The sequence below is a fragment of the Ciceribacter lividus genome (genome assembly GCF_003337715.1).
GTDB classification, from domain to species: domain Bacteria; phylum Pseudomonadota; class Alphaproteobacteria; order Rhizobiales; family Rhizobiaceae; genus Allorhizobium; species Allorhizobium lividum.
In genome coordinates, this window is sequence record NZ_QPIX01000003.1 from 369,708 (window position 1) to 394,308 (window position 24,601).

Genomic DNA, 24,601 nt, shown 5'->3' on the forward strand with positions numbered 1-24,601 from the left:
CGCATCGTGTCGATCGGCCCCGAAGTTTAGCCCTCGCCTGTGGCAAAGCAATGGTTTCGCGTGGGAAACCCCCGGACACGATCAGTTGATCGCGAGAAGTGTGAGCAATACGAGGCTGAGCGCGCAGAGCACGAGGAGCGAGGCGATCGCGGCGAGGACCACCCTGCCGCCGGAGCGGGTGACGGAGCGCACGTCGACGGTCAGCCCGAGCCCGGCCATGGCGATCGTGGTGAGCAGGCCGGAGGCGGTTGTGATCGGCCCGAGGAGAACCGGCGGAATCGCGCCGGCCGAGCGTAGCGCCATCATTGCGGCGAAGCCGGCGATGAACCAGGGCGCCACGTGCCGAAGCGATGCCCTGCCGCCCGAACTGTTGCCAACGGCTCCGAGCGCCAGCAGCACCGGGCCGAGCATCAGCACGCGGATCAGCTTGACCACCGTACCGGCATGGCTGCTGATTAGGCCGGCTGAGGCGGTTGCCGCCAGCACCTGCGGCACGGCGTAGACGGTGAGGCCGGCAAAGATGCCGAACTGCAGGTCGCTGAGATGTGCGGCGGCATGCAGTGCCGGCATTAGGAGGACGGCGGCGACGCCGAGCACTGCGGTGAAGGCGATTGCGGCTGCCACGTCGTCGGCCTCCGCGCCGATCACCGGGGCGGCGGCTGCAATCGCCGAATTGCCGCAGATCGAGTTGCCGCAGGCGACCAGTGTCGCGAGCTTCGGGGTGAGGCCGAGCGCCCGTCCGATCCCGTAACTGACGGCAAGCGAGAGCACCACGACGGCGGCGATCCCCGCGACCAGCAGAACGCCGGCCGCGCCGATCTCGGCAATGCTGACCGAGGCGCCGAGCAGGACCACCGCCACTTCGAGCAGGATCTTGGCGCTGAAGGCGATCCCGGCGTCGAAGGCGGACGGGATACGGAAAGAGGAACGCAGTGCCGTCCCGAGGAGGATGGCGAGCACCAGGCTTTCAATCCAGTGCCCGCCGGAAAGCGCGACTTCGACGCGTTCGAGGAGAATGGCGAGGCCGGAAACGAGAGCCGAAAGGGCAATGCCCGGCAGGAGGCGGGGAAGTGCAGAAAGCGGGAGCATGGCGACCGAGGGAGAGTGGATGACTGGCCGCAACTTGCTCCGCGCAATCGTCGACTTCCATCGAATAGTCTCTTATGTTTCGTTCGGAAAATCAGAACGAAAGAAGCCATGACCTTCGAGCAGCTCTCCATCTTCGTCGCGGTCGCCGAACGCGAGCATCTGACCCGCGCCGCGGAAGCCCTGAGGCTGACGCCGTCGGCCGTCAGCGCCGCGATCCGCAACCTAGAAGCCTTCTATCGTGTGGCCCTGTTCCACCGGGTCGGCCGGCGGATCGAACTCACCGAAGAGGGCCGGCAGTTCCTCGAAGAGGCCCGCGCGGTGCTGCGCCGCGTGCGCTCCGCCGAACAGACGCTTGCCGAACTCGGCGGCCTGATGCGCGGCACGCTCGTGGTCGAGGCGAGCCAGACGGTCGCGAGCTACTGGCTGCCGCCGGTGCTGATGCGCTTCCATCGGGCCCATCCCGGCGTGGACCTCAAGTTCACCCTCGGCAACACGACCTCCGTCACGGCCTCGGTCGTGGAGGGAAGGGCCGATATCGGCTTCATCGAGGGCGTGGTCGACGCGCCGGCGCTCTCGGTCTCGCGCCTCATCGACGATGCGATCCTCGTCGTGACGGCGCCCGATCACCCCTGGGCGGACGGCAGGCCGCTTGCGCCGCGGGACCTCGTGGACGGCTCCGACTGGGTGATGCGCGAGGCGGGGTCCGGCACCCGTGCGGCCTTCGAAGCGGCGATCGCCGCGCGCGGAGTTGATCCGGCGGACCTGAAGGTGGTGCTGGAACTGCCCTCCAACGAGGCGGTGCTTTCGGCCGTTCGTGCCGGCGGCAGTGCGACCGTCGTCGCCGGCGTTGCCGCACGGTGCTTTGTCGATGCGGTGCGACTCGCGCCGGCGAATTTTGCGCTGCCGCCGCGCGCCTTCTCCGTCCTTCGCCACAAGGAGCGGCGCGCGAGCCGCGCGGCCGATGCGCTCGAACGGCTCGCCCGCGAAGCCGCCCTGTCCCCAGTCTCGGAATAGCGCCAGCCCTCGGGCATTCCGTCAGACGGCGATCACCTCGTGGACAATGCGATAGTCCCGGCTTTCCTCGCCGAGCGGCGCGACCGGCCATTGCCAGTGTGCCTTCGGCGCTGGTGCGGAAACGCCGTGGAGGAGGTCGGCGGTTTCGTGGAGATGTCCCGTGCGGTCGATCACCGAGAAGCTCACGTCCGTGATGAGGCAGGTCCGGCAGGGAAGCCCGGCGAACCCGTCGATATGGGCGCGGATGAGGCGCGGCAGGGCGTCCTCGGGCATGGTCCCGGAAGGCTCGGCGGCGAGCCGCCGCTTCACGCCGAGGCCGATCTGCGACAGGAGGTTCGCCGAGACGACGAAATCGAGATAGGGCACCTGCCGCAGGAAGGAGAGCGGTTCCGGTTCCTCGCCCGCGGCGAGCTGGTTGTATCCCGAGAGGTCACGCTCGATCAGACGGACGTTGCGGCGGCCCTTGAGCGCCAACCGGAGCCGGACACTCGCCAGATGCACGAGATCGACGAGGACGATGGTATCGAAGCTTGCGGCGAGCGCATCGATCGGCACGTCGCGCAGCAGGCCGGAACCGAGCACCACCGCGGTGCGGCGTTGCCGCAGGTCTTGCATCGCGTCGAGGATGAAGGTCCGGCTGTTCTCCTCGTGCGGTGCCCAGTCGCGCGCGCAGCGCCGCGCCCGCGCCCAGAGCCGCACCGAGGAGTTGATCTCTCCTCCGCGCCGCCTGCTGGAGAGGGCATAGGTCGCAGCGAAGTTCAGTGCTTCGGCGAGCATCAGGCGAGCGAAAGCGCGGCCGGCGCCAGTGCCACATGCAGCTCGTGCGGCGTGTCCGGAAGGCCGGGGGCATAGCCGAAGTCGAGCTTGAACTCGGTGGTCCTCAAGCCCCTGCGGTCGGCATGGGCATAGAGCATGGAAAAACCCTTGTAGATTTCGGCGAGCGGCCCGGTGTGGACGAGCCGGAGATAGCGTTGCGCCGGCACCACGAGCCGGGTCATGCCTTCGGGCACTTCCGTCGCCGTGGCGGCCATGAAGCCGACGAGTTCGCGGTAGACGCCGTCTTCGCTGCCGGTCGAGACCTCCAGGAAGGCCGTCGCCCCGGTTTCAGCCTCGAACAGGCGGGTCCAGGCATCCGGCACCACCCGCGAAAGGTCCTCGAAGCGTCCTTCGACGGCGATACCGACGACAACCAGTTCCGGCAATTCGACAAGCTCGATCATGGTGGCCTCCTGCGGTGTTGCGGGCGATCGATGGCCTGCCAAGGCCAAGGTGCAAGTCGGGGCGAAGCTAGTGCCGCGCCTAAAGCCGGTCAAGCGCCGTGAGAGGGTGCGCGGATCATTCCGCTTGCCGGTTTTTCCCCAATCCGTTAGAGCAGGCCGCAGCCCAAATCCCGCAATGTCCGGACACGCCCGCCATGAATGAAAAGCCCAGGAAACCGCAGAAGCTGAAGGCCCGCCTGCCGCGAGGCTTCGTCGATCGCGAGGCCGCCGACATCCGCGCCGTCAACGAGATGGTGGGCAAGATCCGCGAGGTGTACGAGCGCTACGGTTTCGATCCGGTCGAGACGCCGCTTTTCGAATACACCGATGCGCTCGGCAAGTTCCTGCCCGATGCCGACCGCCCGAACGAGGGCGTGTTCTCGCTGCAGGACGACGACGATCAGTGGATGAGCTTGCGCTATGACCTGACGGCGCCGCTCGCCCGCCATGTGGCGGAGAATTTCCAGGAAATCCAGCTTCCCTACCGCACCTATCGCGCCGGCTACGTCTTCCGCAACGAGAAGCCGGGTCCGGGCCGCTTCCGCCAGTTCATGCAGTTCGATGCCGACACCGTCGGCGCGCCGGGCGTGCAGGCGGATGCCGAGATGTGCATGATGATGGCCGACACACTGGAAGCCCTCGGCATCAAGCGCGGCGACTACGTGATCCGGGTGAACAACCGCAAGGTTCTCGATGGCGTGATGGAAGCGATCGGCGTCGGCGGCGACGAGAATGCCGCCCGCCGGCTGACCGTGTTGCGTGCGATCGACAAGCTCGACAAGTTCGGCACTGAAGGTGTCACGCTGCTGCTCGGCGAAGGTCGCAAGGACGAGTCTGGCGATTTCACCAAGGGCGCGGGGCTCAATGCCGACCAGATCGAAAAGGTCCTCTTCTTCGTCTCGATCACCGACTACGCCGAGAGCGCGGTTCATCTCGCCGAACTCGTTGCCGGGACGGAAAAGGGTGCCGAAGGCGTCGACGAACTGAACCTCATCCGCAGCCTTGTCATGGGAGCCGGCTACGGCCCCGACCGCATCAAGATCGACCCCTCCGTCGTCCGCGGCCTCGAATACTACACCGGCCCTGTCTACGAAGCCGAGCTCACCTTCGACGTCACCAACGAGAAGGGCGAGAAGGTCGTCTTCGGCTCGGTCGGCGGCGGCGGGCGTTACGATGGGCTCGTCTCGCGCTTCATGGGCCAGCCGGTGCCGGCGACCGGCTTCTCCATCGGCGTGTCGCGCCTGATGACGGCCTTGAAGAACCTCGGCAAGCTCGGCGCCGACGAGGTGGTGGCTCCGGTCCTCGTCACCGTCATGGACGGCGACGTCGAGAGCATGGGCCGCTATCAGCAGTTCACGCAGGATCTCCGCAATGCCGGCATCCGCGCCGAGATGTACCAGGGCAACTGGAAGAAATTCGGCAACCAGCTGAAATACGCCGACCGCCGCGGCGCGCCCATCGCCATCATCCAGGGTGGCGACGAGCGGGCCGAAGGCGTCGTGCAGATCAAGGACCTCATCGAGGGCAAGCGCCTCTCCGGCGAGATCACCGACAATGCCGAATGGCGCGAGGCCCGCGTGGCGCAGGAGGTCGTGCCGGAAGCCGACCTCGTCGCCAAGGTTCGGGAAATCCTCGACGCCCAGGCGGAGGACCGCCGGCGGGCGAAGCAGGCCGATGCTTGAGCTCTGCGGCTATCCCCTCCCCAACCCTCCCCACAAGGGGGAGGGGGCAGGTCAGCGCGTGCAGTTGGCCTCGGGGATAACCTCCCCGCTGAGCCAGGCTGGGGGAGCAGGCATCTTCCCCGAGTCCTCTCCCCCCTTGTGGGGGAGATGGGCGGTAGCCCAGAGGGGGTCTTTTTCCTCTACTGCAGGAGCCGTCCCATGCCCCTGATCAACATGCCGGACTTCGCCGCCGACATCCTTGACGAGTTCGCCGGTCGCGGCACGGTGCGGGTCGACACACCGGTCATCCAGCCGGCCGAGCCCTTCCTCGACATGGCCGGCGAGGATCTGCGCCGGCGTATCTTCCTGACCGAGAACGAGCGGGGGACGAGCCTCTGCCTGCGGCCGGAATTCACCATTCCCGTCTGTCTCCGCCATATCGAGACGGCGACCGGCACGCCGAAGCGCTACGCCTATCTCGGCGAGGTCTTCCGCCAGCGTCGCGAGGGCGGCAACGAATTCTACCAGGCCGGCATCGAGGACCTCGGCGACACCGCGATCGCCCGCGCCGACGCCCGCGCGATCGGCGATGCCTGGGGCGTGCTCGCCCGCCTCCTGCCGCAGCGGCGCCTTTCGGTCGTGCTCGGAGACCAGGCGGTGTTCGAGGCGGTCGTCGAGGCGCTCGGCTTGCCAGCCGGCTGGCAGAAGCGGCTGATCCACGCCTTCGGCAACAGCGAGCAGATCGAACAGCTCCTGCGCAAGCTTGCGAGCCCCAACCATGTGCAGGGTCTCGATCCGGTCGTCGCGAACCTCCTTGCTGCCGGCGACGAGGCCGCGCTGATCGCCCACATCGACGCCACCATGCAGGCGACCGGCTACTCCACCAATGCCAGCCGCTCGCCGGTCGAGATCGCCGCGCGGCTGAAGGAGAAGCTGGCGCTCGCCGAGACGAGGCTCGACGGCGCGGCACTGCTGCTCCTGCGCGAGTTCCTGTCGCTCGAATTGCCGCTTTCGGAAGCCTCCGGCGCGCTCGCCGGTTTCGCCGATGCGGCGGGGCTGTCGCTCGGGCCGGCGCTGTCGCGCTTCGACGAGCGGGTGGCGGCGCTGGCCGAGGCCGGACTGGACCTGACGACGATCACCTATCGCGCGGCCTTCGGGCGTCCGCTCGATTATTACACCGGCCTCGTCTTCGAGATTTCCGCCGAGGGTTCGCCGGCCGTTCTTGCCGGCGGCGGTCGCTTCGATCGGCTGCTGACCCTTCTCGGCGCGAAGGAACCCATTCCGGCTGTCGGCTTCTCGTTGTGGCTTGACCGGATCGAGGCGGCGAGGGCCTCCAGATGACCATCACGATCGCACTCCCCTCCAAGGGCCGGATGAAGGATGACGCCTCGGCGATCTTCGAAAAGGCCGGCATGAAGATCGTCGCCGTCGGCAACGATCGTTCCTATCGCGGCCGTGTCGAAGGCTGGGACGACGTCGAGGTCGCCTTCCTCTCGGCCTCGGAGATTTCCCGCGAGATCGGCAACGGCACCGTCGATTTCGGCATCACCGGCGAGGACCTGATCCGCGAGGGTCTGGCGGAGGCTGACCGGCGCGTCGAGATCTGCGCCCGCCTCGGCTTCGGTCATGCCGATGTCGTGGTCGCCGTGCCCGAGATCTGGCTCGATGTCGACAGCATGGCCGATCTCGGCGACGTCGCTGCCGATTTCCGCACCCGCCACGGCCGGCGGCTCACGATCGCGACGAAATACTGGCGGCTGACGCAGCAGTTCTTCTCAAGCCAGCACGGCATCCAGCTCTACCGGATCGTTGAAAGCCTCGGCGCGACGGAGGGGGCTCCCGCGGCCGGCCAGGCGGATATCATCGTCGACATCACTTCGACGGGTTCGACGCTCAGGGCCAACCACCTGAAGATTCTCTCGGACGGCGTGATCCTCAAATCCGAGGCCTGCCTCGTCAGGGCGAGAAAGCCCGTGCACGAAGGGGATGCCCGGATCGCCGAGATCGTCGCCGCCGTCCGCGCGGTCCTGTGAAGTGGCGATGAGCGACGCGGAGCGGGTGATCAGTCTCTATGAGCGCCACGCCCGCGCCTTCGATGCGCTCCGCTCGAAACATCTGTTTGAAAAGCGCTGGCTCGACCGTTTCGCCGGAGAATTGGCGGCCGGTGCTTCGGTGCTCGACATTGGCTGCGGTTCCGGCGAGCCGATGGCGGCCGATCTTGTCTCTCGCGGCCTCCTCGTCACGGGTGTCGACAGTTCGCCGACGCTGATCGGTCTCTGCCGGGCGCGCTTTCCTGTGGGAGAATGGCACGTCGCCGATATGCGCCGTCTGGGGCTCGGGCGGGTGTTCGATGCACTTCTCGCCTGGCACAGCTTCTTTCATCTGACGCCTGACGAGCAGCGCGACATGTTTCCGATCTTTGCCCAACATGCGGACGAAGGCGCGATGCTGATGTTCACCTCCGGTCCGCGCGAGGGCATATCCGTCGGCACCTTCGAGGGCGAACCGCTCTACCATGCCAGCCTCGCGCCCGAGGAATACCGCCGGCTTCTCGGCGCGAACGGGTTCGCCGTCATCGGTCACATGGCGGAAGATCCGGACTGCGGTGGCGCGACGATCTGGCTGGCGCGACAGGGCCTCTGAATGCAAAGAACCCGCCGGATTGCTCCGGCGGGCTCTTTCATTCAGGGCAGGGGTGCCTGAAATGTCAGGCGATCGCGTAGGCGCCGCGGCGGGCGTCGAGCGAATAGGCGCCCGGGCCGAAGGTGGCGAGCACGATATAGGCGCCGGCGAGCGTGATGTTCTTCATCATCATGATCTGGTTCAGCACGGTCAGCCAGCCGTTGGCGGCGTCCGGGAAGTCCGGAACGTTGATCGCCGAGCCGTGGAAGACGACGCCGGTGAAAACGCAGAAGGCGGCGAGCAGCCAGCCGGCAATCCGGGTCTGGTAGCCGACGAGGACGGCAAGGCCGGCGACGAATTCGAAGAAACCGGCGAGGTAGGCGAGTGCGCTGGCGGCGGGCAGGCCGGCGCCGGCGATCATGCCGGCGGTGGCGCTCGGGTCAGCAAGCTTGCCGAAGCCGGAATAGATGAAGATGAAGGACAAGAGGACGCGGCCGAGAAGGATGGCCAGGTTGTTGGCGTTCGACATGAAAGGCTCCTGTTTGCGTGTGCCTGCATGCAGGCGGTCAATGACGATTTCGCAAACCTTTTCCCACGCGACCACTGTTGCGGATAGATGCACAATTCTTGACTATTCGTTCAAGAATAGGAAACGACAGCCGTCGGGGCCGGCCGGTGTTTCCCGTCCTCAGGCGTAGATGCTGGCCTCGAGCGCCGGCCTCAGCCTAAACCGCGGGAACATGAAGACGCCGCAGATGCTGCCGGCTGCCCCGCCATCGAGCCCCGTCGTCTCGGCAATACAGAAGACCGGCTGCCGATACTCCCGCCCGGAGACGATCGTGGTGGAATAGCAGAAGGTCGAGGAGGCGGTCGCCGCCTGCTCGAAGAGATCAAGCACGAGCGCCCGGTCATGAGGATCGTAGCAGCGGGTCATGTTGAGAAGGCCGCATTCAGGGCCGTCGAGACCGTGCAGGAGGGTCGCACATTCTCCGAGACGGATGATTCCGTTGGCGAGATCGCCGGTCCAGGATTCCGAAACGGTGAACCGCGATAAGCCGTCGGCATCGTCGTCGTCCGTCGGCAGGTGCTGCATGGGATGCGCGGCGAGGGTAGTTCTGGCAATCTTAAACAAGGCATTCCCCAAAGTCGAAGCCGATGGCCAGGGCCGTCCGGGTTCCGTTTCGGTCAGTGTGGTTTAAGCTACGCGTCGGTCGGGACCGGCAGGTCGCCGCGCCCTTCCATGGCACCAGAACGAAGACGTCCGGAACTAACGCTTCCGGCGAATCCGTGGTGTATATTATCTCTTTCTTAATGACAGGCAATGTCGAAGCGGGAGCCGCGTACCTACTCCGGGTAGTGCAAAGTCTCCAGACCGTCTGTCCGGGGCGGAATAGTAAAATCGAAGTAGGGATGCGGCAAAACTGTCCCGTCATGGGACAGTTCTCAGGAAGCGATATAAAGTTTGCAGAATGCCTGCAATTGAAATTTTCGACACGAGGAAGTTCTTTTGCGACTTTTTTGCGGGAAACATCGAAGGCGGCGAAAGTTATCTCGGGCGGTTGCGCACTTCTTCGCGCGAAATCGGTCGAGGCGGAGCGTAGTGCCGCAGCCCCGTTGATCGGGCGAGGGAACAGTGAGGCCCCCTGTGTCGGTGATTCGTGCAACGAAAATGGGGCGGACCTTGCGGCCCGCCCTTTCGTTATCCGTCAATGCGGATCGGCTTAGGTCATGTTCGCTGATCGTAATCGGCTATGCCGATCGCATCATGTCGATGCCGTCTCTTCAGGCCGCTTGACGGCCTGAAGCAGCAAGGAGGCATGGGTGGCAAACACAAAAGGGCGACCCGAAGGCCGCCCTTTCGTCAAATCCCGGTGAGGGGATGGATCACATCATGTCCATACCGCCTCTTCAGGCCGCTTGACGGCCTGAAGCACTTTTGGTGATGGGCGGCTCTTATGGACGATGATCGCGATCGGCTAGGCCGATCACATCATGTCCATGCCGCCCATGCCGCCCATGCCGCCCGGCATGCCGGCCGGAGCGTCCTTCTTCGGCAGCTCGGCGATCATGGCTTCGGTGGTGACCAGCAGGCCGGCAACCGAGGCTGCGTCCTGCAGGGCGGTGCGAACGACCTTGACCGGGTCGACGATGCCCATGGAGATCATGTCGCCATATTCGCCGGTCTGGGCGTTGTAGCCGTAGTTGTCGTTGTCCTTTTCAAGGATCTTGCCGACCACGATGGAGGCTTCGTCACCAGCATTCTCGGCGATCTGGCGGGCCGGAGCCTGCAGAGCGCGACGAACGATGTTGATGCCGGCTTCCTGGTCCTGGTTGACACCCTTGACCGTGATCTTCGCCGACGAACGCAGCAGAGCCACGCCACCGCCGGGCACAATGCCTTCCTGAACGGCAGCGCGCGTCGCGTTGAGCGCGTCGTCGATGCGGTCCTTCTTTTCCTTCACTTCGACTTCCGTCGAGCCGCCGACGCGGATCACGGCAACACCGCCAGCGAGCTTGGCAAGGCGTTCCTGCAGCTTCTCGCGGTCGTAGTCGGAGGTGGTTTCCTCGATCTGGGCCTTGATCTGGCCGACGCGGCCTTCAATGTCGGACTTTGCGCCGGCGCCGTCGACGATCGTGGTGTTTTCCTTGGAGATCGAAACCTTCTTGGCGCGGCCGAGCATGTCGAGGGTGACGTTCTCGAGCTTGATGCCGAGGTCTTCGGAGATGACCGTACCGCCGGTGAGGATCGCGATGTCTTCCAGCATGGCCTTGCGGCGATCGCCGAAGCCCGGAGCCTTGACGGCGGCGATCTTCAGGCCGCCACGCAGCTTGTTGACGACGAGGGTGGCGAGAGCTTCGCCTTCGACGTCTTCAGCGATGATGACGAGCGGCTTGCCGGTCTGAACGACGGCTTCGAGAACCGGCAGCATGGCCTGGAGGTTCGAGAGCTTCTTCTCGTGCAGGAGAATGTAAGCGTCTTCGAGGTCGGCGATCATCTTTTCCGGGTTGGTGACGAAGTACGGCGACAGGTAGCCGCGGTCGAACTGCATGCCTTCGACGACTTCGAGTTCGGTTTCGGCGGTCTTGGCTTCTTCGACCGTGATCACGCCTTCATTGCCGACCTTCTGCATCGCTTCGGCGATGTCGAGACCAATCTGGCGCTCGCCGTTGGCGGAAATGGTGCCGACCTGGGCGACTTCTTCGGACGTGTTGATCTTCTTGGCCTTGGCCTGGAGATCCTTGACGACTTCGGCGACGGCGAGATCGATGCCGCGCTTCAGGTCCATCGGGTTCATGCCGGCGGCAACGGCCTTGGCACCTTCGCGAACGATGGCCTGGGCGAGAACGGTTGCCGTGGTGGTGCCGTCACCGGCGATGTCGTTGGTCTTCGAAGCAACTTCGCGGACCATCTGGGCGCCCATGTTCTCGAACTTGTCTTCCAGTTCGATTTCCTTGGCAACCGAAACGCCGTCCTTGGTGATGCGCGGAGCGCCGAAGGACTTGTCGATGATGACGTTGCGGCCCTTCGGACCGAGGGTGACCTTCACTGCATCGGCGAGGATGTCGACGCCGCGCAGCATCTTTTCGCGCGCAGTACGACCGAATTTGATTTCTTTAGCTGCCATTTTCAAAACTCCCGGGCGTCAGCCCACTGGTGAATTGGTAATTTTGGGAAGAGGTGACCGGCTGGATCAGCCGATGACGCCCATGATGTCGGCTTCCTTCATGATGAGGAGGTCGACGCCATCGAGCTTGACTTCGGTGCCGGACCACTTGCCGAACAGGACGCGGTCGCCGACCTTGACGTCGAGCGCAACGACCTTGCCGTGTTCGTCGCGGGCGCCGGGACCGACGGCGACAACTTCGCCTTCAGCGGGCTTTTCCTTGGCGGTGTCGGGAATGATGATCCCGCCCTTGGTCTTTTCTTCGGATTCCACGCGGCGAACGACGACGCGATCATGAAGTGGACGGAATTTGGTGTTTGCCATTGTCTAATCCCTCGATCAAATGACATCTACGGGACGAGAGCCGTCCCGCATCGAAATGATTAGCACTCGCCTTTGATGAGTGCTAGCGCGATCGATTTAGGGAGCGCGCGGAGGGGAGTCAAGAACCGCGTCGAAAAATGCGGCTTGGCCTGAGAAAGTACTTTCGGAACCAGTTAATAGGTGCGGGTAAGCCGGGCGGGTGAGCCCGGCTTCGCGATGTCGGCCTCAGATTGCGAGGCCGGCATAGGTGCCGAACTCGGCGACGATGCCGCGCTCGGCCATGAAAGCCTTCGGATCGAAGCCGATCGCGCCGTAGAAGTCGGCAACCTTCGCCTTGGCATCGTTGAGCGCCTTCTGGCTTTCCCACTCGACGACGGTGACGATGTGCACGGCCTCGCCGCCATCGGCAATGGCGACCTTGTTGTAGAGGCAGCCGGGCAACGTGTCGAAATAGCCGTGGATGATGGCCAGGCGATCCTCGAGTGCGAGGCGATGATCCGCAGGGCACGTCATACGGTCGACGCGGAAGATGGAGGTGCGGCTCTTGGTGAGGGTCATGACGTTCATTTTCGGAATCCTGAATATTGTTTTGCTGACAACGGTGGGAGAATCGGACCTCAACCAATGTTGAGGTCAATAGGGTCGCGAGATTTTTCCGGGGTGTACCCGTCGTTGCCGTCGTAACGGGGGAACTCAAGTCGCCCGAGCCGGCTTGAACAGCGGTCCCCTCGGGCATATTTCCGCAAACGGCTGCAAATCCCCTTGCCTTGCAGGCTCTCCTTTGCGATGTCAGCCGGGACCGTTTTCCATGACAGGACCGAGGAATGCCCGAACACATTTCCAGCTTGAACGACGTCTGCGACCGTTACGACGTGATCCTCTGCGACGTCTGGGGCGTGCTGCACAACGGCGTCGACGCCTTTTCCTCGGCCTCGGATGCGCTGACAGAAGCCCGCGGCAAGGGCTTGTCCGTCGTGCTGATCACCAATTCCCCGCGTCCGTCGCCCGGCGTCATCAGCCAGTTGAAGACCATCGGCGTCGCCGACACCGCCTATGACCGGATCGTGACGTCCGGCGACGTGACCCGCAAGCTGATCGCCGAGGGACCATCGAAGGTCTTCTTTCTCGGACCGGACCGCGATCTCTCGCTCCTCGACGGCCTGCATGTCCAGGCGGTCGCACAGGACGCCGCGGAAGCGATCGTCTGCACCGGCTTCTTCGACGATGAGACGGAGGTGCCGGAAGACTATCACGACATGCTCACCGCCTTCTCCGCCCGTGGGGTCCCGCTCATCTGCGCCAATCCGGACCTGATCGTCGAGCGCGGGGCGCGGATGATCCCGTGCGCCGGCGCGGTCGCCGCCTATTACGAACAGCTCGGCGGCACGACGCGGATCGCCGGCAAGCCGCACCGGCCGATCTACGAGGCCGCCCTTGCCGCCGCCCGCGAGCAGCGCGGTGCCGACTTCCCGGTCTCGCGCGTGCTGGCGATCGGCGACGGCCTGCCGACCGACGTGCGCGGCGCACTCGATGCCGGGCTCGATCTCCTCTATGTGAGCGGCGGTATCCATGCCGGCGAATACACCGTCAACGGCCGCACCGACGAGGCGATTCTGAAGGCCTATCTCGCCCGCGAGCGGGTGGCGCCGAAGTGGTGGATGCAGAGGCTCGCCTGACGCGAGGGTAGTTCGCAGGGACAACGCATGACCGTCTTTCACCGCAACGAGAAAAAGAAGCCCCTGCCGGAAAAGCTGAAGGGCGGCGTCATCGCCATCGGCAATTTCGACGGCGTGCATCGCGGCCACCAGAGCGTCCTGAGCCGCGCGCTCGACCTGGCGAAGAGCCGCCACGTGCCGGCGCTGGTGCTCACCTTCGAACCGCATCCGCGCACCGTGTTCAACCCGGAGAAACCGGTCTTCCGGCTGACGCCCGCGCCGCTGCGCGCCCGTATCCTCGAAGCCATGGGCTTCCACTCGGTCATCGAATATCCCTTCGACCGCGAGTTTTCCCAGCGATCCGCCGACGATTTCGTGCACGCGGTCCTGATCGGCTGGCTCGGCGCGAGCGAGGTCGTGACCGGCTTCGATTTCCACTTCGGCAAAGGCAGGGAAGGCGGCCCGGCCTTCCTGATGGAGGCGGGGCGAACGAACGGTTTCGGCGTCACCCTGATCGATGCCTTTCGCGACGAGAGTGCCGAGGTCGTCTCTTCGAGCCGCATCCGCGCGCGTCTCGGCGAGGGTGATGTTACCGAGGCGGCGGCGCTTCTCGGCTATCGCTACACCGTCGAGGCCGAGGTGATCGGTGGCCAGAAGCTCGGCCGCACGCTCGGCTATCCGACCGCCAACATGGCGCTCCCGCCGGAAACCGAGCTGAAGCCCGGCATCTATGCCGTCCGTCTGCGCCGCGCCGACGGCTCGCTGCACGACGGCGTGGCGAGCTTCGGCTTCCGTCCGACCGTCACCGAGGACGGCGCGCCGTTGCTCGAAACCTTCGTCTTCGATTTCTCCGCCGATCTCTATGGCGAAGTCTGCGCCGTCTCCTTCTTCGGGCGCTTGCGCGACGAACTGAAGTTCGCGGGCCTCGAACCGCTGGTCGCGCAGATCCGCCGCGACGAGGAGGAGGCGAGGGCACTGCTTGCCGGCGTCCAGCCGATCAGCGCGCTCGACCGCAAGATCGCCTTCTGAGCCTGTTGTTTTCTGCATTTTGCCCGGGAGCCGCAAAAGCGTTTCCGTGTGGGCGACGGAAATATAAGGAAATTTCTATATCACGGCGACCGCGACCGATAGAGTCCGGCCATTCTCGCCGCCAGCCTCCCAGGATCGATTGTATGACCGAATTCACCCCCTTTCTCTCCTTTGCCGGCGGCCTGCTGATCGGGCTTGCCGCCGTGCTGCTGATGGCGTTCTGGGGGCGGATCGCCGGCATGTCGGCGATCGTCATCGGCGTCTTCCCGCCGCTTGCCGCCGACTGGGGCTGGAGGGCCGCCTTCCTTGCCGGTGCGATCGGCGCACCGGCGCTCCTCCAGGCGTCCGGTCACACGGTGAGCTTCTCGGCGCCGCTCTCGCTTGCAGCCCTCGTCGTCGGCGGTGTGGTAACCGGTCTCGGCGTCACCTTCGGCTCCGGCTGCACCTCCGGGCACGGCGTCTGCGGGCTGGCCAGGCTGTCGCCGCGCTCGATCGCCGCGACGGCGAGCTTCATGGCCGCCGCCTTCGTCACCGTCTTCCTGCTTCGCCACGTGTTCTGAGGGTCGCCGCCATGAAATATCTCGCCGCACTCCTCATCGGCGCCGTCTTCGGCCTCGGCATCGTGCTGTCCGGCATGGCCGACCCGTCCAAGGTCATGAATTTCTTCGACATCGCCGGCACCTGGGATCCGAGCCTCGCCTTCGTCATGGCGGGGGCTCTCCTCGTCACCGCTCCCGGCTATGCGCTCCTGCAGCGCCGGCGCAAGAAGCCGGTCTTCGACGCGCGCTTCCATATCCCGGTCCGCGGCCGCATCGACGGGCGGCTGGTCGGAGGCTCCGTCCTCTTCGGTATCGGCTGGGGGATCGCCGGCTTCTGCCCCGGCGGCTCCATTCCGGCGCTCGGCCTCGGCCATCGGGAAGCCTACATCTTCCTTGCCGCGATGGTCGCCGGCATGCTGATTGCGCGCCGTCTCCTCGACATGAAGGTCTTCACGCTCGCCGAACGGCCGGTGTGAAGCATTTGCCGCGGCGGGCCTCTTCCTTTTCTCGGCAAAAACGCTTAAACAGCGCCCCATGACCAGGGTACGGCTGACCATGTCCCTTCGAATTATTGGCCCGGCCTTCCGCGCGCTTTGAAAGCTGCCGGAGGGTCCGGGTTTTCGGCGCTTGCAAAAGCGCCTTTTTCGTTTCCGCCTTTTCCAGGAACTTGGCGCCGCCCTTCGCCGGCGCATCTCTCGATGGCAAGATCATGACCGATACCGCAGAAAAGCAAGACTATTCCTCGACCCTCTACCTCCCCCAGACCGAATTCCCGATGCGCGCAGGCCTGCCGCAGAAGGAGCCGGAGATGGTGGCACGCTGGCAGGAAATGGGCCTCTACAAACGGCTCCGCGCCTCCGCCGCCGGCCGCGAGAAGTTCGTCCTCCACGACGGCCCGCCCTATGCCAACGGCAACATCCACATCGGCCACGCGCTCAACAAGATCCTGAAGGACGTCATCACCCGCTCCTTCCAGATGCGCGGCTACGACGCCAACTACGTTCCGGGCTGGGACTGCCACGGCCTGCCGATCGAATGGAAGATCGAGGAAGAGAACTATCGCGCCAAGGGCAAGGAAAAGCCGGATCTCAAGCAGCCCTCGGCGATGATCGAATTTCGCAAGGAATGCCGTGCCTATGCCGAAAAGTGGATCGGCGTGCAGTCCGGTGAGTTCAAGCGGCTCGGCATCGAGGGTGACTTCGACAATCCCTACACCACGATGAACTTCCACGCCGAAGCCCGCATCGCCGGCGAGCTTCTGAAATTCGCCACATCCGGCCAGCTTTACCGCGGCTCGAAGCCGGTCATGTGGTCGGTCGTCGAGCGTACGGCGCTTGCGGAAGCGGAAGTCGAGTATCACGAGGTCGAGAGCGACACGATCTGGGTCAAGTTCCCGGTGCAGCATGTCGACCGGGAACGGGAGAAGGCTTGCATAAGCCAGTACTTTGACTTCGTGCAGATGAATTCTGAATTGGCCGCCTCCGAACGAGCGACCGCGGAAGCGGCTGCGAAGATTGATGGCGCATCGATTGTAATCTGGACGACGACTCCGTGGACAATCCCCGGGAACAGGGCAATCTCATTTTCAAGTCGCATTGAATACGGACTTTATGAGGTTGTTTCTGCAGTCAACGATTATGGTCCACAGCCAGGAGAAAAGCTGGTTTTGGCCGAGACTCTTCACCGAGATTGCGCAAGCAAGGCGAAAATCGAACTGAGACCAATCCGAAAAGTATTCTCGGATGAACTCGCCACGATCATCTGCGCGCATCCGCTCGAAGCCCTCGGCTACACCTTCCCGGTTCCGCTCCTCGACGGCGACCACGTCACCGACGATGCCGGTACCGGCTTCGTGCACACCGCACCGTCCCATGGCCGCGAGGACTTCGACGCCTGGATGGACAACGTGCGCGCACTGGAAGCCCGCGGCATCTCGACGAAGATCCCGTTCACGGTCGGCGACGACGGCTATTACACCGACGAGGCGCCGGGCTTCGGTCCGTCCGCAGAAGGTGGCGCGGCCCGCGTCATGGACGACAACGGCAAGAAGGGCGACGCCAACAAGCGCGTCATCGAGGCGCTGATCGCGGCGAACCATCTCTTTGCCCGCGGCCGTATCAAGCACGACTATCCGCATTCCTGGCGTTCCAAGAAGCCGGTCATCTTCCGCAACACGCCGCAGTGGTTCGTCTACATGGACAGGGACCTCGGTGACGGTTCGACGCTGCGTTCGCGTGCGCTCAAAGCCATCGACGAGACCCGCTTCGTGCCGGCCATGGGCCAGAACCGCCTGCGCGGCATGATCGAACAGCGTCCCGACTGGGTGCTGTCGCGCCAGCGCGCCTGGGGCGTGCCGATCTGCGTCTTCGCCGACAAGGACGGAAACGTGCTGGTCGATGACGAGGTCAACGCCCGCATCCTCGAGGCCTTCGAAAAGGAAGGCGCCGATGCCTGGTTTGCGCCGGGCGCCAAGGAGCGCTTCCTCGGCGACGCCCACAATCCGGACATCTGGAACCAGGTCATGGACATCCTCGACGTCTGGTTCGACTCGGGTTGCACCCACGCCTTCACGCTGGAGGACCGCCCGGATCTGAAATGGCCGGCCGACGTCTACCTCGAAGGCTCCGACCAGCACCGCGGCTGGTTCCACTCGTCCCTGCTCGAAAGCTGCGGCACGCGCGGCCGTGCGCCCTACAACGCCGTCATCACCCATGGCTTCACCATGGCGGAAGACGGCCGCAAGATGTCGAAGTCGCTCGGCAACCAGGTCTTCCCGCAGGACGTGATGAAGGAATCGGGCGCCGATATCCTGCGCCTCTGGGTCATGACCACCGACTACTGGGAAGACCAGCGTCTCGGCAAGTCGATCATCCAGACCAACATCGACGCCTATCGCAAGCTCAGGAACACCCTCCGCTGGATGCTCGGCACGCTCGCCCACGACAAGGGCGAGGAGATTGCCTATGCCGACATGCCGGAGCTGGAAAAGCTGATGCTGCATCGCCTCGCCGAACTCGACAAGGTCGTGCGCGAGGGCTACGACGCCTTCGACTTCAAGAAGATCACCCGTTCGCTGATCGACTTCTCCAACATCGAGCTTTCGGCCTTCTACTTCGACGTCCGCAAGGATGCGCTCTATTGCGACGCGCCGTCCTCGCTGCGCCGCCGTGCGTCGCTCGCGGTCATCCGCAAGCTCTTCGACTGCCTCGTCACGTGGATGGCGCCGATGCTGCCCTTCACCACCGAGGAAGCCTGGCTGTCGCGCAATCCCTCGGCCGATTCCGTGCATCTCGAACAGTTCTCGGAAATTCCGGCCGAATGGCTGAACCCGGCGCTCGATGAGAAGTGGGGCAAAATCAGGCAGGTTCGCACCGTCGTCACCGGCGCGCTTGAAATCGAGCGCAAGGACAAGCGCATCGGCTCGTCGCTCGAAGCCGCCCCGGTCGTCCATGTCGGCGATCCGGCGCTCTTCCAGGCGCTCGAGGGGCAGGACTTTGCCGAAATCTGCATCACCTCCGACATCACGGTCGTTGCCGACGAAGGACCGGCGGACGCCTTCCGCTTGCCGGAGGTCGGCAAGGTTTCGGTCGAACCGAAGCTCGCCGAGGGCCGCAAGTGCGCCCGTTCCTGGCGCATCACAAAGGATGTCGGGTCTGATCCGGACTATCCGGAGGTTTCGGCCCGCGACGCCGCGGCGCTACGGGAGCTCGCGGCGCTTCGTTAAGCAAAAGTTACCGGGTGATTTGCGCTTTTGCCTGTCATCCGGTAAAACCTGCCTGAAATTGGCCGAAATCCTCGTTCAGGCGAAGGTTGAATGGGTGTTGTCGGCCGGATAGACTGTGCCGGCGAGGCTGGAAGGGCGTTTATGAAAGCGGCTGATGTGTTCAGAGTGGGTGCCGGGGTGACGGGCATCATTGCGGTTTGCTTGAGCCTGACGGGTTGCGTCGGCAGCCCGACATACGGCACCGACAAGACGGCGATGGAACAGCTCGTCGATGACGTCGGGTCGGCGGTGTCGATCGGGGCGAGCCAGAACAAGAACGCCGGTACCAAGTACAATCCGCGTCCTGCGCTGGTCATGCCGCCGGAGACCGCCAGGAACACGCTTGCCGAGCCGCAGCAGTCGCTGGCCAGCAAGGAAAATCCCGAATGGCTGGAATCGCCGGAAGATGCGCGTCAACGCCTGGTCGCCGAGGCCGATGCCAACAAGGACAATCCGCGTTACCGCTCGCCGCTGCTCGCCGGCTACGGCACGGCCGGCACGATGACCGAAAGCCAGAAGTGGGCCGCCTTCCGCGAGGCGCGCCAGCTGCAGAAGGGCGCCTATCTCGACCAGCGCCGTTTCCTCTCCGATCCGCCGACGCAGTACCGTCAGGTCGCGTCTGCGGGAAACCTCGACGACCTCGGCGAGCCGGAACTCAAGAAGGAAAAGCGCCGCAAGAAGGAGGCCAAGGCCGCCCGCCAGACCTCTTCCTGGTGGATGCCCTTCCAATAAGCGTGCATTCCCCCTTAGTCTCGTAACATGTCGCAGGCCGGAAACGGCCTGCACGTCTGTTTGGCCCCTGGGATATCCATGACCAGCTTCACCATCCGCAATGCGACGCCGGACGATGTCGGCGCGATCCTGCGTTTCATCACCGAGCTTGCCATCTACGAGAAGGCCGAGCACGAGGTCGAAGCGACGGAAGAAAGCCTGACCCGGACGCTCTTCGGGCCCGGGGCGGTGACGGGCGCCGCGATTCTTGAGGCTGACGGCGTTCCGGTGGGTCACGCGATCTGGTTCTACAGCTATTCCACCTGGCAGGCGCGCAAGGGCCTCTATCTCGAGGACCTCTACGTCTCCCCCGACTACCGCGGTTCGGGTGCCGGCAAGCTCTTGCTGCGCTACCTCGCGAAGACTGCCGTCGACGAGGGTTGCGGACGCTTCGAATGGAGCGTGCTCGACTGGAACACCCCGGCGATCCGCGTCTACGAGGCTGTCGGCGCCGAACCGCAGTCGGAGTGGATTCGCTACCGCCTCTCCGGCGACCGGCTCAGGGATTTCGCGGCCGGTTGACAGGCTCCTATCCGGGATTTTGCCTCCCCGGCGTCACAGCCCGTTAACCGGACCGATCATAGTGTCCGGCCCATGTTCGGAATCAGCAGGAAAACGGCGACGAAGGCGGCGATCGTGACGGCATTGTCCGTCGCGGCCTCGGTTTCGATCGTGCTGTTGCTCGTGCCGCTGCTCGGCGGCCATCCCGACGGACCCGGCTTCTGGATGAGCGTCCTGTGCCCGCTCGTCATCGCCGCACCGGCGAGCGCCTGGCAGTTCCATCAGAAAGAGACGATCGAGCGCCAGCGTGACGAGATCGCGCGCATGCACGTCGAACTGGAGGACATGCATGCGGAACTCTCCGTGTTGCATGCGGACCTGAAGCAGCGGTCGCGGATCGATTCCCTGACCGGCGGATTGAACCGTGAAACCTTCTTCGCCGCCCTCGACTCGGCGGCATTCGGGCCGCAGCCGTCCGCGCTGTTGATCGCAGACGCCGATCACTTCAAGAAGATCAACGATACCTTCGGCCATCTCGTCGGTGACGACGCATTGCGCATGATCGGCCGCACGATCGCCGCCACAGTCGGGCCGCGGGACTTCTGGGGCCGGATCGGCGGCGAGGAGTTCGTATTGTTCCTGGAAGGGGCGGATCGCGTGAAGGCGCTTGCGATCGCCGAGGCTCTTCGCCGCGCGGTGGCCGGCAGCGAGCTCGTCGCCGAGGGCATGCGCGTGCCGTTGTCCGTCAGCATCGGCGGACGTTGTGCAAAAGGTGTGTTCGATCCGACGGCACTTTTCCGGCAGGCCGACGAGGACCTCTACCGGGCGAAGAGGGCGGGCCGTAACCGCATCGTCATGGATGGCGAGGAGGCAGGAACGGTCGTCGCCTGAGAGGTGCCGCTCAGAGCTCCTCGCGCCGCTCGCGGAAAAAGGTCTTGAGAATATCGGCCGCACGGCTCTCGCCGATACCGGAATAGACCTCCGGCGCGTGGTGGCAGGTCGGCTGGGCGTAGAAGCGCACGCCGTTGTCGACGCCGCCGCCCTTCGGGTCCTCGGCGCCGTAGTAGAGCCGCCGGATGCGGGCGAAGGAGATCGCGGCCGCGCACATCGTGCAGGGCTCCAGGGTCACGTAGAGATCGGCGCCGGAGAGCCGTTCGTCGCCGACTCGCTCCGCGGCGAGCCGGATCGCGGCGATTTCGGCGTGCGCCGTCACGTCATGCAGCTCGCGGGTGCGGTTCCCGGCGCTCGCGATCACCTCGCCGTCGAGCACGACCACGGCACCGATGGGCACTTCACCGCGTTTCCCGGCCGCTTCGGCTTCCGCCAGCGCAAGCTCCATGAAACGATTCGCCGGCCGCATGTGACATTTCCTCTTAACCAAGGCCCCGCGACCTGATAGGACACGGCCAAACCACAGGCAAACAACAAATGACATCCAAAGACAAGCCTAAGCGTCCCGGCGCCAAATCGTCCGAACGCGGCGCAAAGCCGTCGCCCCGCAAATTCACCCGTTCCGCCGAGAAGGGCGCGCCGAAATCCGCCGCCAAGGCGGCACCGAAGGCCGCAGCCAAACCCGGCAAGCCGGCGCCTGTCGTGGCGGCCGCCACCGAGGCCGTCGTTCCGGAGCGCATCTCCAAGCTTCTCGCCCGCGCGGGCGTCGCCTCGCGCCGCGACGTCGAGCGCATGATCATGGAGGGTCGCGTCAGCCTCAACGGCAAGGTGCTCGACACGCCGGTCGTCAATGCCACGCTCGCCGACAAGATCGAGGTGGATGGCGAGCCGATCCGCGGCATTGAGCGCACCCGTCTCTGGCTCTATCACAAGCCGGCGGGGCTGGTGACCACCAATTCCGATCCGGAAGGCCGCCCGACGGTGTTCGAGAACCTGCCGGACGACCTGCCGCGCGTCATGTCCATCGGCCGCCTCGACATCAACACCGAAGGCCTGCTGCTTCTGACCAATGACGGCGGCCTCGCCCGCGTGCTCGAATTGCCGACCACCGGCTGGTTGCGCCGCTACCGCGTCCGTGCCCATGGCGACATCGACCAGGACCGTCTCGACAAGCTGAAGGAAGGGATCGCCGTCGAAGGCGTGCTCTACGGTGCGATCGATGCCACCCTCGATCGCAAGCAGGGCCACAACGTCTGGCTGACCATGGGCCTGCGCGAAGGAAAGAACCGCGAGATCAAGAACGTGCTCGGCGCGCTCGGCCTCGAGGTGAACCGCCTGATCCGCATCTCCTATGGCCCCTTCCAGCTCGGTGACCTGCCCGAAGGCCAGGTCCAGGAGGTCCGCGGCCGGATGCTGCGCGACCAGCTCGGGCCGCGCCTCATCGAGGATGCCAAGGCCAACTTCGACGCGCCGATCTATTCCCGCGAACGTGACGAAGACGAGGGCGAGGCGGCCGAGAAGCCATCCGAAAAACCCCAGCGCGGCAAGCGCGAAAAGCCCGAGGATCGCCGCGAACGTGCTCTCGACAGGCTCGACACCCGCCGCTCCGGCCCGGCGCCCAAGGCCGGGCGTGGCGATCATAAGAGGGAGGACGGCGACTTTGCCGACCGCCCGAAGCGCAAGCCGATGGGACAGAGCCGAACCGCCAATGTCTGGATGGCGCCGGGTGCGCGTCCGCTCGGCGAAAAGGCAGCCGCCCGCAAGGCGGCTTCCGGCGCCGGCAAGCCAGGCGGCCGCCCGCGCTTCGAGGAAGCTCCGCGGGGCGGAAAGCCCGCTTTCGGCCAGCCCGACGCCCGCTCGCGCGTGACGATCAGCAAGACCCGCGACGAGGAAGGCGAGTGGATCCGCGCCGAGGCGCCGCCCCGCCGCAAGGACGAGGACGAGGGTTTCGGCGGCAGACGGAGTGCCGGTGGCCGGCCGGATCGCGGCGATCGTCCCCGCGAAGGGCGTTCCTTCGAAGGCAGGTCTTTCGAGGATAGGCCCCGTCGCGAGCGTCCGCAGGAGGCGCGTGACCGCAGCGATCGGCCTCGTGGCGACAGACCCTACGGCGATCGCCCGCGCAGCGGCGAAAAGCCCGCCGGCGACCGGCCGTTCTCCGGCAAGCCCGAGCGCAAGGGCGGCAAGAGCTTCGGTGGCAAGAGTTTCGGCGGGAAGACCGGCGGCGGCAAGCCTGCCGGGGGAGCCGACAAACCGCGGGGTGGCCGTCCGGGTGGCGGCAAGCCTTTCGGGGGCAAGCCTTCCGGCGGTGGCCGGGGTCCTTCGAAGGGCAGGAGGTAACCGGCGGTGCGGATCGTCGGCGGTGAGTTTCGCGGTCGCAATCTGGCGACGCCGAAATCGAACGCGATCCGGCCGACCATCGACCGGACGCGCGAGAGCCTGTTCAACATCCTGACCCACGCGCATCCCGGCTGTCTCGACGGCACGCGCGTGCTCGACCTCTTCGCCGGGACCGGCGCAGTTGGCCTCGAGGCGCTGTCGCGCGGCTGCCGTGCCGCGCTCTTCGTCGAAAACAGTGTCGAAGGCCGCAGCCTTCTCTGGGAGAACATCGACGCGCTCGGCCTGCACGGGCGGGCGAAGATCCTGCGGCGCGATGCGACCCTGCTCGGTCCCGCCGCCAATATCGAGCCCTTTCATCTGATGTTCGCAGACCCGCCCTACAACAAGGGTCTCGGCGAGAAGGCCTTCGCCGCCGCCCACGAGGGTGGCTGGCTGGTGCCGGGGGCGCTCGCGATCCTGGAGGAGAAGGCCGAGGCGGTGATCAACATGCACCCGGCCTTCCGCCTGATCGAGGAGCGGACGTTCGGCGACACGAAGATGTATTTCTACGAATACCGGCCCGCCTGACGGTGACGGGCGAACGAGGGCTGCCGGTGGAAAGCGAAACGACGCCAGCGACGATACCGGCTCCGGCCGCCGCCAGCGGGCCGACGCTGGCACTCGCGCTCGGAGCAGGCGGAGCCCGTGGGCTTGCCCATATTCCGGTCATTGAGGCGCTCGACGAAATGGGCATCCGTCCGGCGGCGATCGCCGGCTCTTCGATCGGCGCGATCATCGGCGCGGGAATGGCCGCCGGCATGACGGGTCGCGAGATTCGCGACTATACGCTGGAGACCGTCGGCAAGCGTTCGGTGCTCGCCAACCGCCTCTGGAGTCTCGGGCCGGCCACCATGCGCGACGCCCTCGGCGGGTTCCGGCTCGGTCAGTTCAATCTCGAACGTATCCTGGGGGCCTTTCTGCCGGAGCGCCTGCCGGAGGTTTTTTCCGGCCTCTCCATCCCGCTGAAGGTCGTCGCGACCGACTATTTCGGCCAGACCGAAGTCGTCTGCGAGAGCGGCGATCTCCTGAATGCACTCGCGGCGTCGGCGGCAATCCCCGCGCTCTTCATGCCGGTGCGCCTCGGCGGCCGCTTCATGATCGACGGCGGCATTTACAATCCCGTTCCCTATGACCACCTCGCCGGCACGGCCGACATCGTCATCGGCGTCGATGTGATCGGCGGGCCGGTCGCCGGCGACGGCGAGCCGCCGAACCGCATCGACAGCCTGTTCGGCGCGAGCCAGCTGATGATGCAGGCCAATCTGGCGCTCAAGCAGAAGCTCTCGCCACCCGACATCCTGCTGAGGCCGGACGTCAATTCCTACCGCGTGCTCGATTTCCTGAAGGCGCGGCAGATCCTCGACGCGGCGGAAGCCCTGAAGGACGATCTCAAACGCCGGATCGAGGTGCGGCTGGAGGATGTCGTCCGCTGCTGACGGACT

General features: G+C 65.2%; 25 protein-coding genes. 16 read left to right on the plus strand and 9 right to left on the minus strand.

The window, feature by feature from the left end; genetic code table 11:
- Positions 1–81: 81 nt before the first annotated feature.
- Positions 82–1,089, minus strand: coding sequence for a YeiH family protein (locus DFR48_RS07975; protein ID WP_114362624.1), 1,008 nt, complete (start codon positions 1,087–1,089; stop codon positions 82–84).
- Positions 1,090–1,197: 108 nt separating this feature from the next.
- Here DFR48_RS07975 and DFR48_RS07980 point away from each other — a divergent pair, with 108 nt between their 5' ends.
- Positions 1,198–2,103 (plus strand): LysR family transcriptional regulator, encoded by a 906-nt coding sequence (locus DFR48_RS07980; protein ID WP_114362625.1) that lies wholly within the window; start codon positions 1,198–1,200, stop codon positions 2,101–2,103.
- Between the two features lie 21 nt (positions 2,104–2,124).
- Here DFR48_RS07980 and DFR48_RS07985 read toward each other — a convergent pair whose 3' ends face one another.
- Both DFR48_RS07985 and DFR48_RS07990 read right to left on the minus strand, forming a co-directional pair.
- Positions 2,125–2,880: a hypothetical protein gene (locus DFR48_RS07985; RefSeq protein ID WP_114362626.1), complete on the minus strand. Its 756-nt coding sequence runs from the start codon at positions 2,878–2,880 to the stop codon at positions 2,125–2,127.
- Positions 2,880–3,323 carry a GyrI-like domain-containing protein gene (locus tag DFR48_RS07990; protein WP_114362627.1) on the minus strand — a complete coding sequence of 148 codons (444 nt, stop codon included), beginning with the start codon at positions 3,321–3,323 and terminating at the stop codon, positions 2,880–2,882. Before DFR48_RS07990 ends, DFR48_RS07985 begins: the two co-directional genes overlap by 1 nt.
- A gap of 194 nt (positions 3,324–3,517) precedes the next feature.
- On the opposite strand from DFR48_RS07990, the gene hisS reads away from it, so the two are divergent.
- From hisS to DFR48_RS08010, 4 genes are all read left to right on the plus strand, one after another.
- On the plus strand, positions 3,518–5,044 hold the full coding sequence (gene hisS / locus DFR48_RS07995; protein ID WP_114362628.1) for a histidine--tRNA ligase: 1,527 nt from the start codon (positions 3,518–3,520) through the stop codon (positions 5,042–5,044).
- 198 nt (positions 5,045–5,242) lie between these two features.
- The gene (locus DFR48_RS08000) at positions 5,243–6,364 is read left to right on the plus strand and encodes an ATP phosphoribosyltransferase regulatory subunit (protein WP_114362629.1); all 1,122 of its coding nucleotides are present in this window, start codon (positions 5,243–5,245) and stop codon (positions 6,362–6,364) included.
- Positions 6,361–7,056 (plus strand): ATP phosphoribosyltransferase, encoded by a 696-nt coding sequence (hisG, locus tag DFR48_RS08005; RefSeq protein ID WP_114362630.1) that lies wholly within the window; start codon positions 6,361–6,363, stop codon positions 7,054–7,056. The genes DFR48_RS08000 and hisG overlap by 4 nt, the downstream gene beginning before the upstream one ends.
- 7 nt (positions 7,057–7,063) lie before the next feature.
- On the plus strand, positions 7,064–7,666 hold the full coding sequence (locus tag DFR48_RS08010; protein WP_114362713.1) for a class I SAM-dependent DNA methyltransferase: 603 nt from the start codon (positions 7,064–7,066) through the stop codon (positions 7,664–7,666).
- Positions 7,667–7,730: 64 nt separating this feature from the next.
- Here DFR48_RS08010 and DFR48_RS08015 read toward each other — a convergent pair whose 3' ends face one another.
- From DFR48_RS08015 to DFR48_RS08035, 5 genes are all read right to left on the minus strand, one after another.
- Positions 7,731–8,174 (minus strand): DoxX family protein, encoded by a 444-nt coding sequence (locus tag DFR48_RS08015; protein WP_114362714.1) that lies wholly within the window; start codon positions 8,172–8,174, stop codon positions 7,731–7,733.
- A gap of 159 nt (positions 8,175–8,333) precedes the next feature.
- A complete protein-coding gene (locus DFR48_RS08020) occupies positions 8,334–8,777 on the minus strand; it encodes a hypothetical protein (protein WP_210205975.1) in 444 nt (147 codons plus the stop codon).
- Between the two features lie 853 nt (positions 8,778–9,630).
- Entirely contained in the window at positions 9,631–11,271 is a 1,641-nt protein-coding gene (groL, locus tag DFR48_RS08025) for a chaperonin GroEL (protein ID WP_114362632.1), read from the minus strand.
- Between the two features lie 66 nt (positions 11,272–11,337).
- A complete protein-coding gene (gene groES, locus DFR48_RS08030) occupies positions 11,338–11,634 on the minus strand; it encodes a co-chaperone GroES (protein WP_114362633.1) in 297 nt (98 codons plus the stop codon).
- A gap of 225 nt (positions 11,635–11,859) precedes the next feature.
- On the minus strand, positions 11,860–12,201 hold the full coding sequence (locus tag DFR48_RS08035; RefSeq protein ID WP_114362634.1) for a hypothetical protein: 342 nt from the start codon (positions 12,199–12,201) through the stop codon (positions 11,860–11,862).
- Positions 12,202–12,458: 257 nt separating this feature from the next.
- Here DFR48_RS08035 and DFR48_RS08040 point away from each other — a divergent pair, with 257 nt between their 5' ends.
- From DFR48_RS08040 to DFR48_RS08075, 8 genes are all read left to right on the plus strand, one after another.
- Positions 12,459–13,310 (plus strand): TIGR01459 family HAD-type hydrolase, encoded by an 852-nt coding sequence (locus DFR48_RS08040; protein WP_114362635.1) that lies wholly within the window; start codon positions 12,459–12,461, stop codon positions 13,308–13,310.
- Between the two features lie 27 nt (positions 13,311–13,337).
- Entirely contained in the window at positions 13,338–14,318 is a 981-nt protein-coding gene (locus tag DFR48_RS08045) for a bifunctional riboflavin kinase/FAD synthetase (RefSeq protein WP_114362636.1), read from the plus strand.
- 143 nt (positions 14,319–14,461) lie between these two features.
- A complete protein-coding gene (locus DFR48_RS08050) occupies positions 14,462–14,878 on the plus strand; it encodes a YeeE/YedE family protein (RefSeq protein ID WP_114362637.1) in 417 nt (138 codons plus the stop codon).
- A gap of 11 nt (positions 14,879–14,889) precedes the next feature.
- The gene (locus DFR48_RS08055) at positions 14,890–15,333 is read left to right on the plus strand and encodes a YeeE/YedE family protein (protein ID WP_114362638.1); all 444 of its coding nucleotides are present in this window, start codon (positions 14,890–14,892) and stop codon (positions 15,331–15,333) included.
- A gap of 233 nt (positions 15,334–15,566) precedes the next feature.
- The gene (gene ileS, locus DFR48_RS08060) at positions 15,567–18,581 is read left to right on the plus strand and encodes an isoleucine--tRNA ligase (RefSeq protein ID WP_114362715.1); all 3,015 of its coding nucleotides are present in this window, start codon (positions 15,567–15,569) and stop codon (positions 18,579–18,581) included.
- A 141-nt stretch (positions 18,582–18,722) separates the two neighbouring features.
- Positions 18,723–19,352, plus strand: coding sequence for a hypothetical protein (locus tag DFR48_RS08065; protein ID WP_114362639.1), 630 nt, complete (start codon positions 18,723–18,725; stop codon positions 19,350–19,352).
- A gap of 78 nt (positions 19,353–19,430) precedes the next feature.
- Entirely contained in the window at positions 19,431–19,913 is a 483-nt protein-coding gene (locus DFR48_RS08070; RefSeq protein WP_114362640.1) for a GNAT family N-acetyltransferase, read from the plus strand.
- Positions 19,914–20,027: 114 nt separating this feature from the next.
- The gene (locus tag DFR48_RS08075) at positions 20,028–20,783 is read left to right on the plus strand and encodes a GGDEF domain-containing protein (protein WP_170141824.1); all 756 of its coding nucleotides are present in this window, start codon (positions 20,028–20,030) and stop codon (positions 20,781–20,783) included.
- A gap of 10 nt (positions 20,784–20,793) precedes the next feature.
- Here DFR48_RS08075 and DFR48_RS08080 read toward each other — a convergent pair whose 3' ends face one another.
- Complete coding sequence (locus DFR48_RS08080) at positions 20,794–21,252, minus strand: nucleoside deaminase (RefSeq protein ID WP_114362642.1); 459 nt, start codon at positions 21,250–21,252, stop codon at positions 20,794–20,796.
- Between the two features lie 68 nt (positions 21,253–21,320).
- On the opposite strand from DFR48_RS08080, the gene DFR48_RS08085 reads away from it, so the two are divergent.
- The 3 genes from DFR48_RS08085 to DFR48_RS08095 are packed head-to-tail and all read left to right on the plus strand — an operon-like array spanning position 21,321 to position 24,595.
- Positions 21,321–23,120, plus strand: coding sequence for a pseudouridine synthase (locus DFR48_RS08085; RefSeq protein WP_114362643.1), 1,800 nt, complete (start codon positions 21,321–21,323; stop codon positions 23,118–23,120).
- A 6-nt stretch (positions 23,121–23,126) separates the two neighbouring features.
- Entirely contained in the window at positions 23,127–23,687 is a 561-nt protein-coding gene (gene rsmD, locus DFR48_RS08090) for a 16S rRNA (guanine(966)-N(2))-methyltransferase RsmD (protein ID WP_112689269.1), read from the plus strand.
- A 26-nt stretch (positions 23,688–23,713) separates the two neighbouring features.
- Positions 23,714–24,595, plus strand: coding sequence for a patatin-like phospholipase family protein (locus DFR48_RS08095; RefSeq protein WP_114362716.1), 882 nt, complete (start codon positions 23,714–23,716; stop codon positions 24,593–24,595).
- The last annotated feature ends 6 nt before the right edge of the window (positions 24,596–24,601 follow it).

Bases quoted from the DNA above. Each gene is read 5' to 3' on its own strand.
- DFR48_RS07975 (WP_114362624.1), bottom strand. From the start codon at position 1,089: ATGCTCCCGCTTTCTGCACTTCCCCGCCTCCTGCCGGGCATTGCCCTT.
- DFR48_RS07980 (WP_114362625.1), top strand. From the start codon at position 1,198: ATGACCTTCGAGCAGCTCTCCATCTTCGTCGCGGTCGCCGAACGCGAG.
- DFR48_RS07985 (WP_114362626.1), bottom strand. From the start codon at position 2,880: ATGCTCGCCGAAGCACTGAACTTCGCTGCGACCTATGCCCTCTCCAGC.
- DFR48_RS07990 (WP_114362627.1), bottom strand. From the start codon at position 3,323: ATGATCGAGCTTGTCGAATTGCCGGAACTGGTTGTCGTCGGTATCGCC.
- hisS (WP_114362628.1), top strand. From the start codon at position 3,518: ATGAATGAAAAGCCCAGGAAACCGCAGAAGCTGAAGGCCCGCCTGCCG.
- DFR48_RS08000 (WP_114362629.1), top strand. From the start codon at position 5,243: ATGCCCCTGATCAACATGCCGGACTTCGCCGCCGACATCCTTGACGAG.
- hisG (WP_114362630.1), top strand. From the start codon at position 6,361: ATGACCATCACGATCGCACTCCCCTCCAAGGGCCGGATGAAGGATGAC.
- DFR48_RS08010 (WP_114362713.1), top strand. From the start codon at position 7,064: ATGAGCGACGCGGAGCGGGTGATCAGTCTCTATGAGCGCCACGCCCGC.
- DFR48_RS08015 (WP_114362714.1), bottom strand. From the start codon at position 8,174: ATGTCGAACGCCAACAACCTGGCCATCCTTCTCGGCCGCGTCCTCTTG.
- groL (WP_114362632.1), bottom strand. From the start codon at position 11,271: ATGGCAGCTAAAGAAATCAAATTCGGTCGTACTGCGCGCGAAAAGATG.
- groES (WP_114362633.1), bottom strand. From the start codon at position 11,634: ATGGCAAACACCAAATTCCGTCCACTTCATGATCGCGTCGTCGTTCGC.
- DFR48_RS08035 (WP_114362634.1), bottom strand. From the start codon at position 12,201: ATGAACGTCATGACCCTCACCAAGAGCCGCACCTCCATCTTCCGCGTC.
- DFR48_RS08040 (WP_114362635.1), top strand. From the start codon at position 12,459: ATGCCCGAACACATTTCCAGCTTGAACGACGTCTGCGACCGTTACGAC.
- DFR48_RS08045 (WP_114362636.1), top strand. From the start codon at position 13,338: ATGACCGTCTTTCACCGCAACGAGAAAAAGAAGCCCCTGCCGGAAAAG.
- DFR48_RS08050 (WP_114362637.1), top strand. From the start codon at position 14,462: ATGACCGAATTCACCCCCTTTCTCTCCTTTGCCGGCGGCCTGCTGATC.
- DFR48_RS08055 (WP_114362638.1), top strand. From the start codon at position 14,890: ATGAAATATCTCGCCGCACTCCTCATCGGCGCCGTCTTCGGCCTCGGC.
- ileS (WP_114362715.1), top strand. From the start codon at position 15,567: ATGACCGATACCGCAGAAAAGCAAGACTATTCCTCGACCCTCTACCTC.
- DFR48_RS08065 (WP_114362639.1), top strand. From the start codon at position 18,723: ATGAAAGCGGCTGATGTGTTCAGAGTGGGTGCCGGGGTGACGGGCATC.
- DFR48_RS08070 (WP_114362640.1), top strand. From the start codon at position 19,431: ATGACCAGCTTCACCATCCGCAATGCGACGCCGGACGATGTCGGCGCG.
- DFR48_RS08080 (WP_114362642.1), bottom strand. From the start codon at position 21,252: ATGCGGCCGGCGAATCGTTTCATGGAGCTTGCGCTGGCGGAAGCCGAA.
- DFR48_RS08085 (WP_114362643.1), top strand. From the start codon at position 21,321: ATGACATCCAAAGACAAGCCTAAGCGTCCCGGCGCCAAATCGTCCGAA.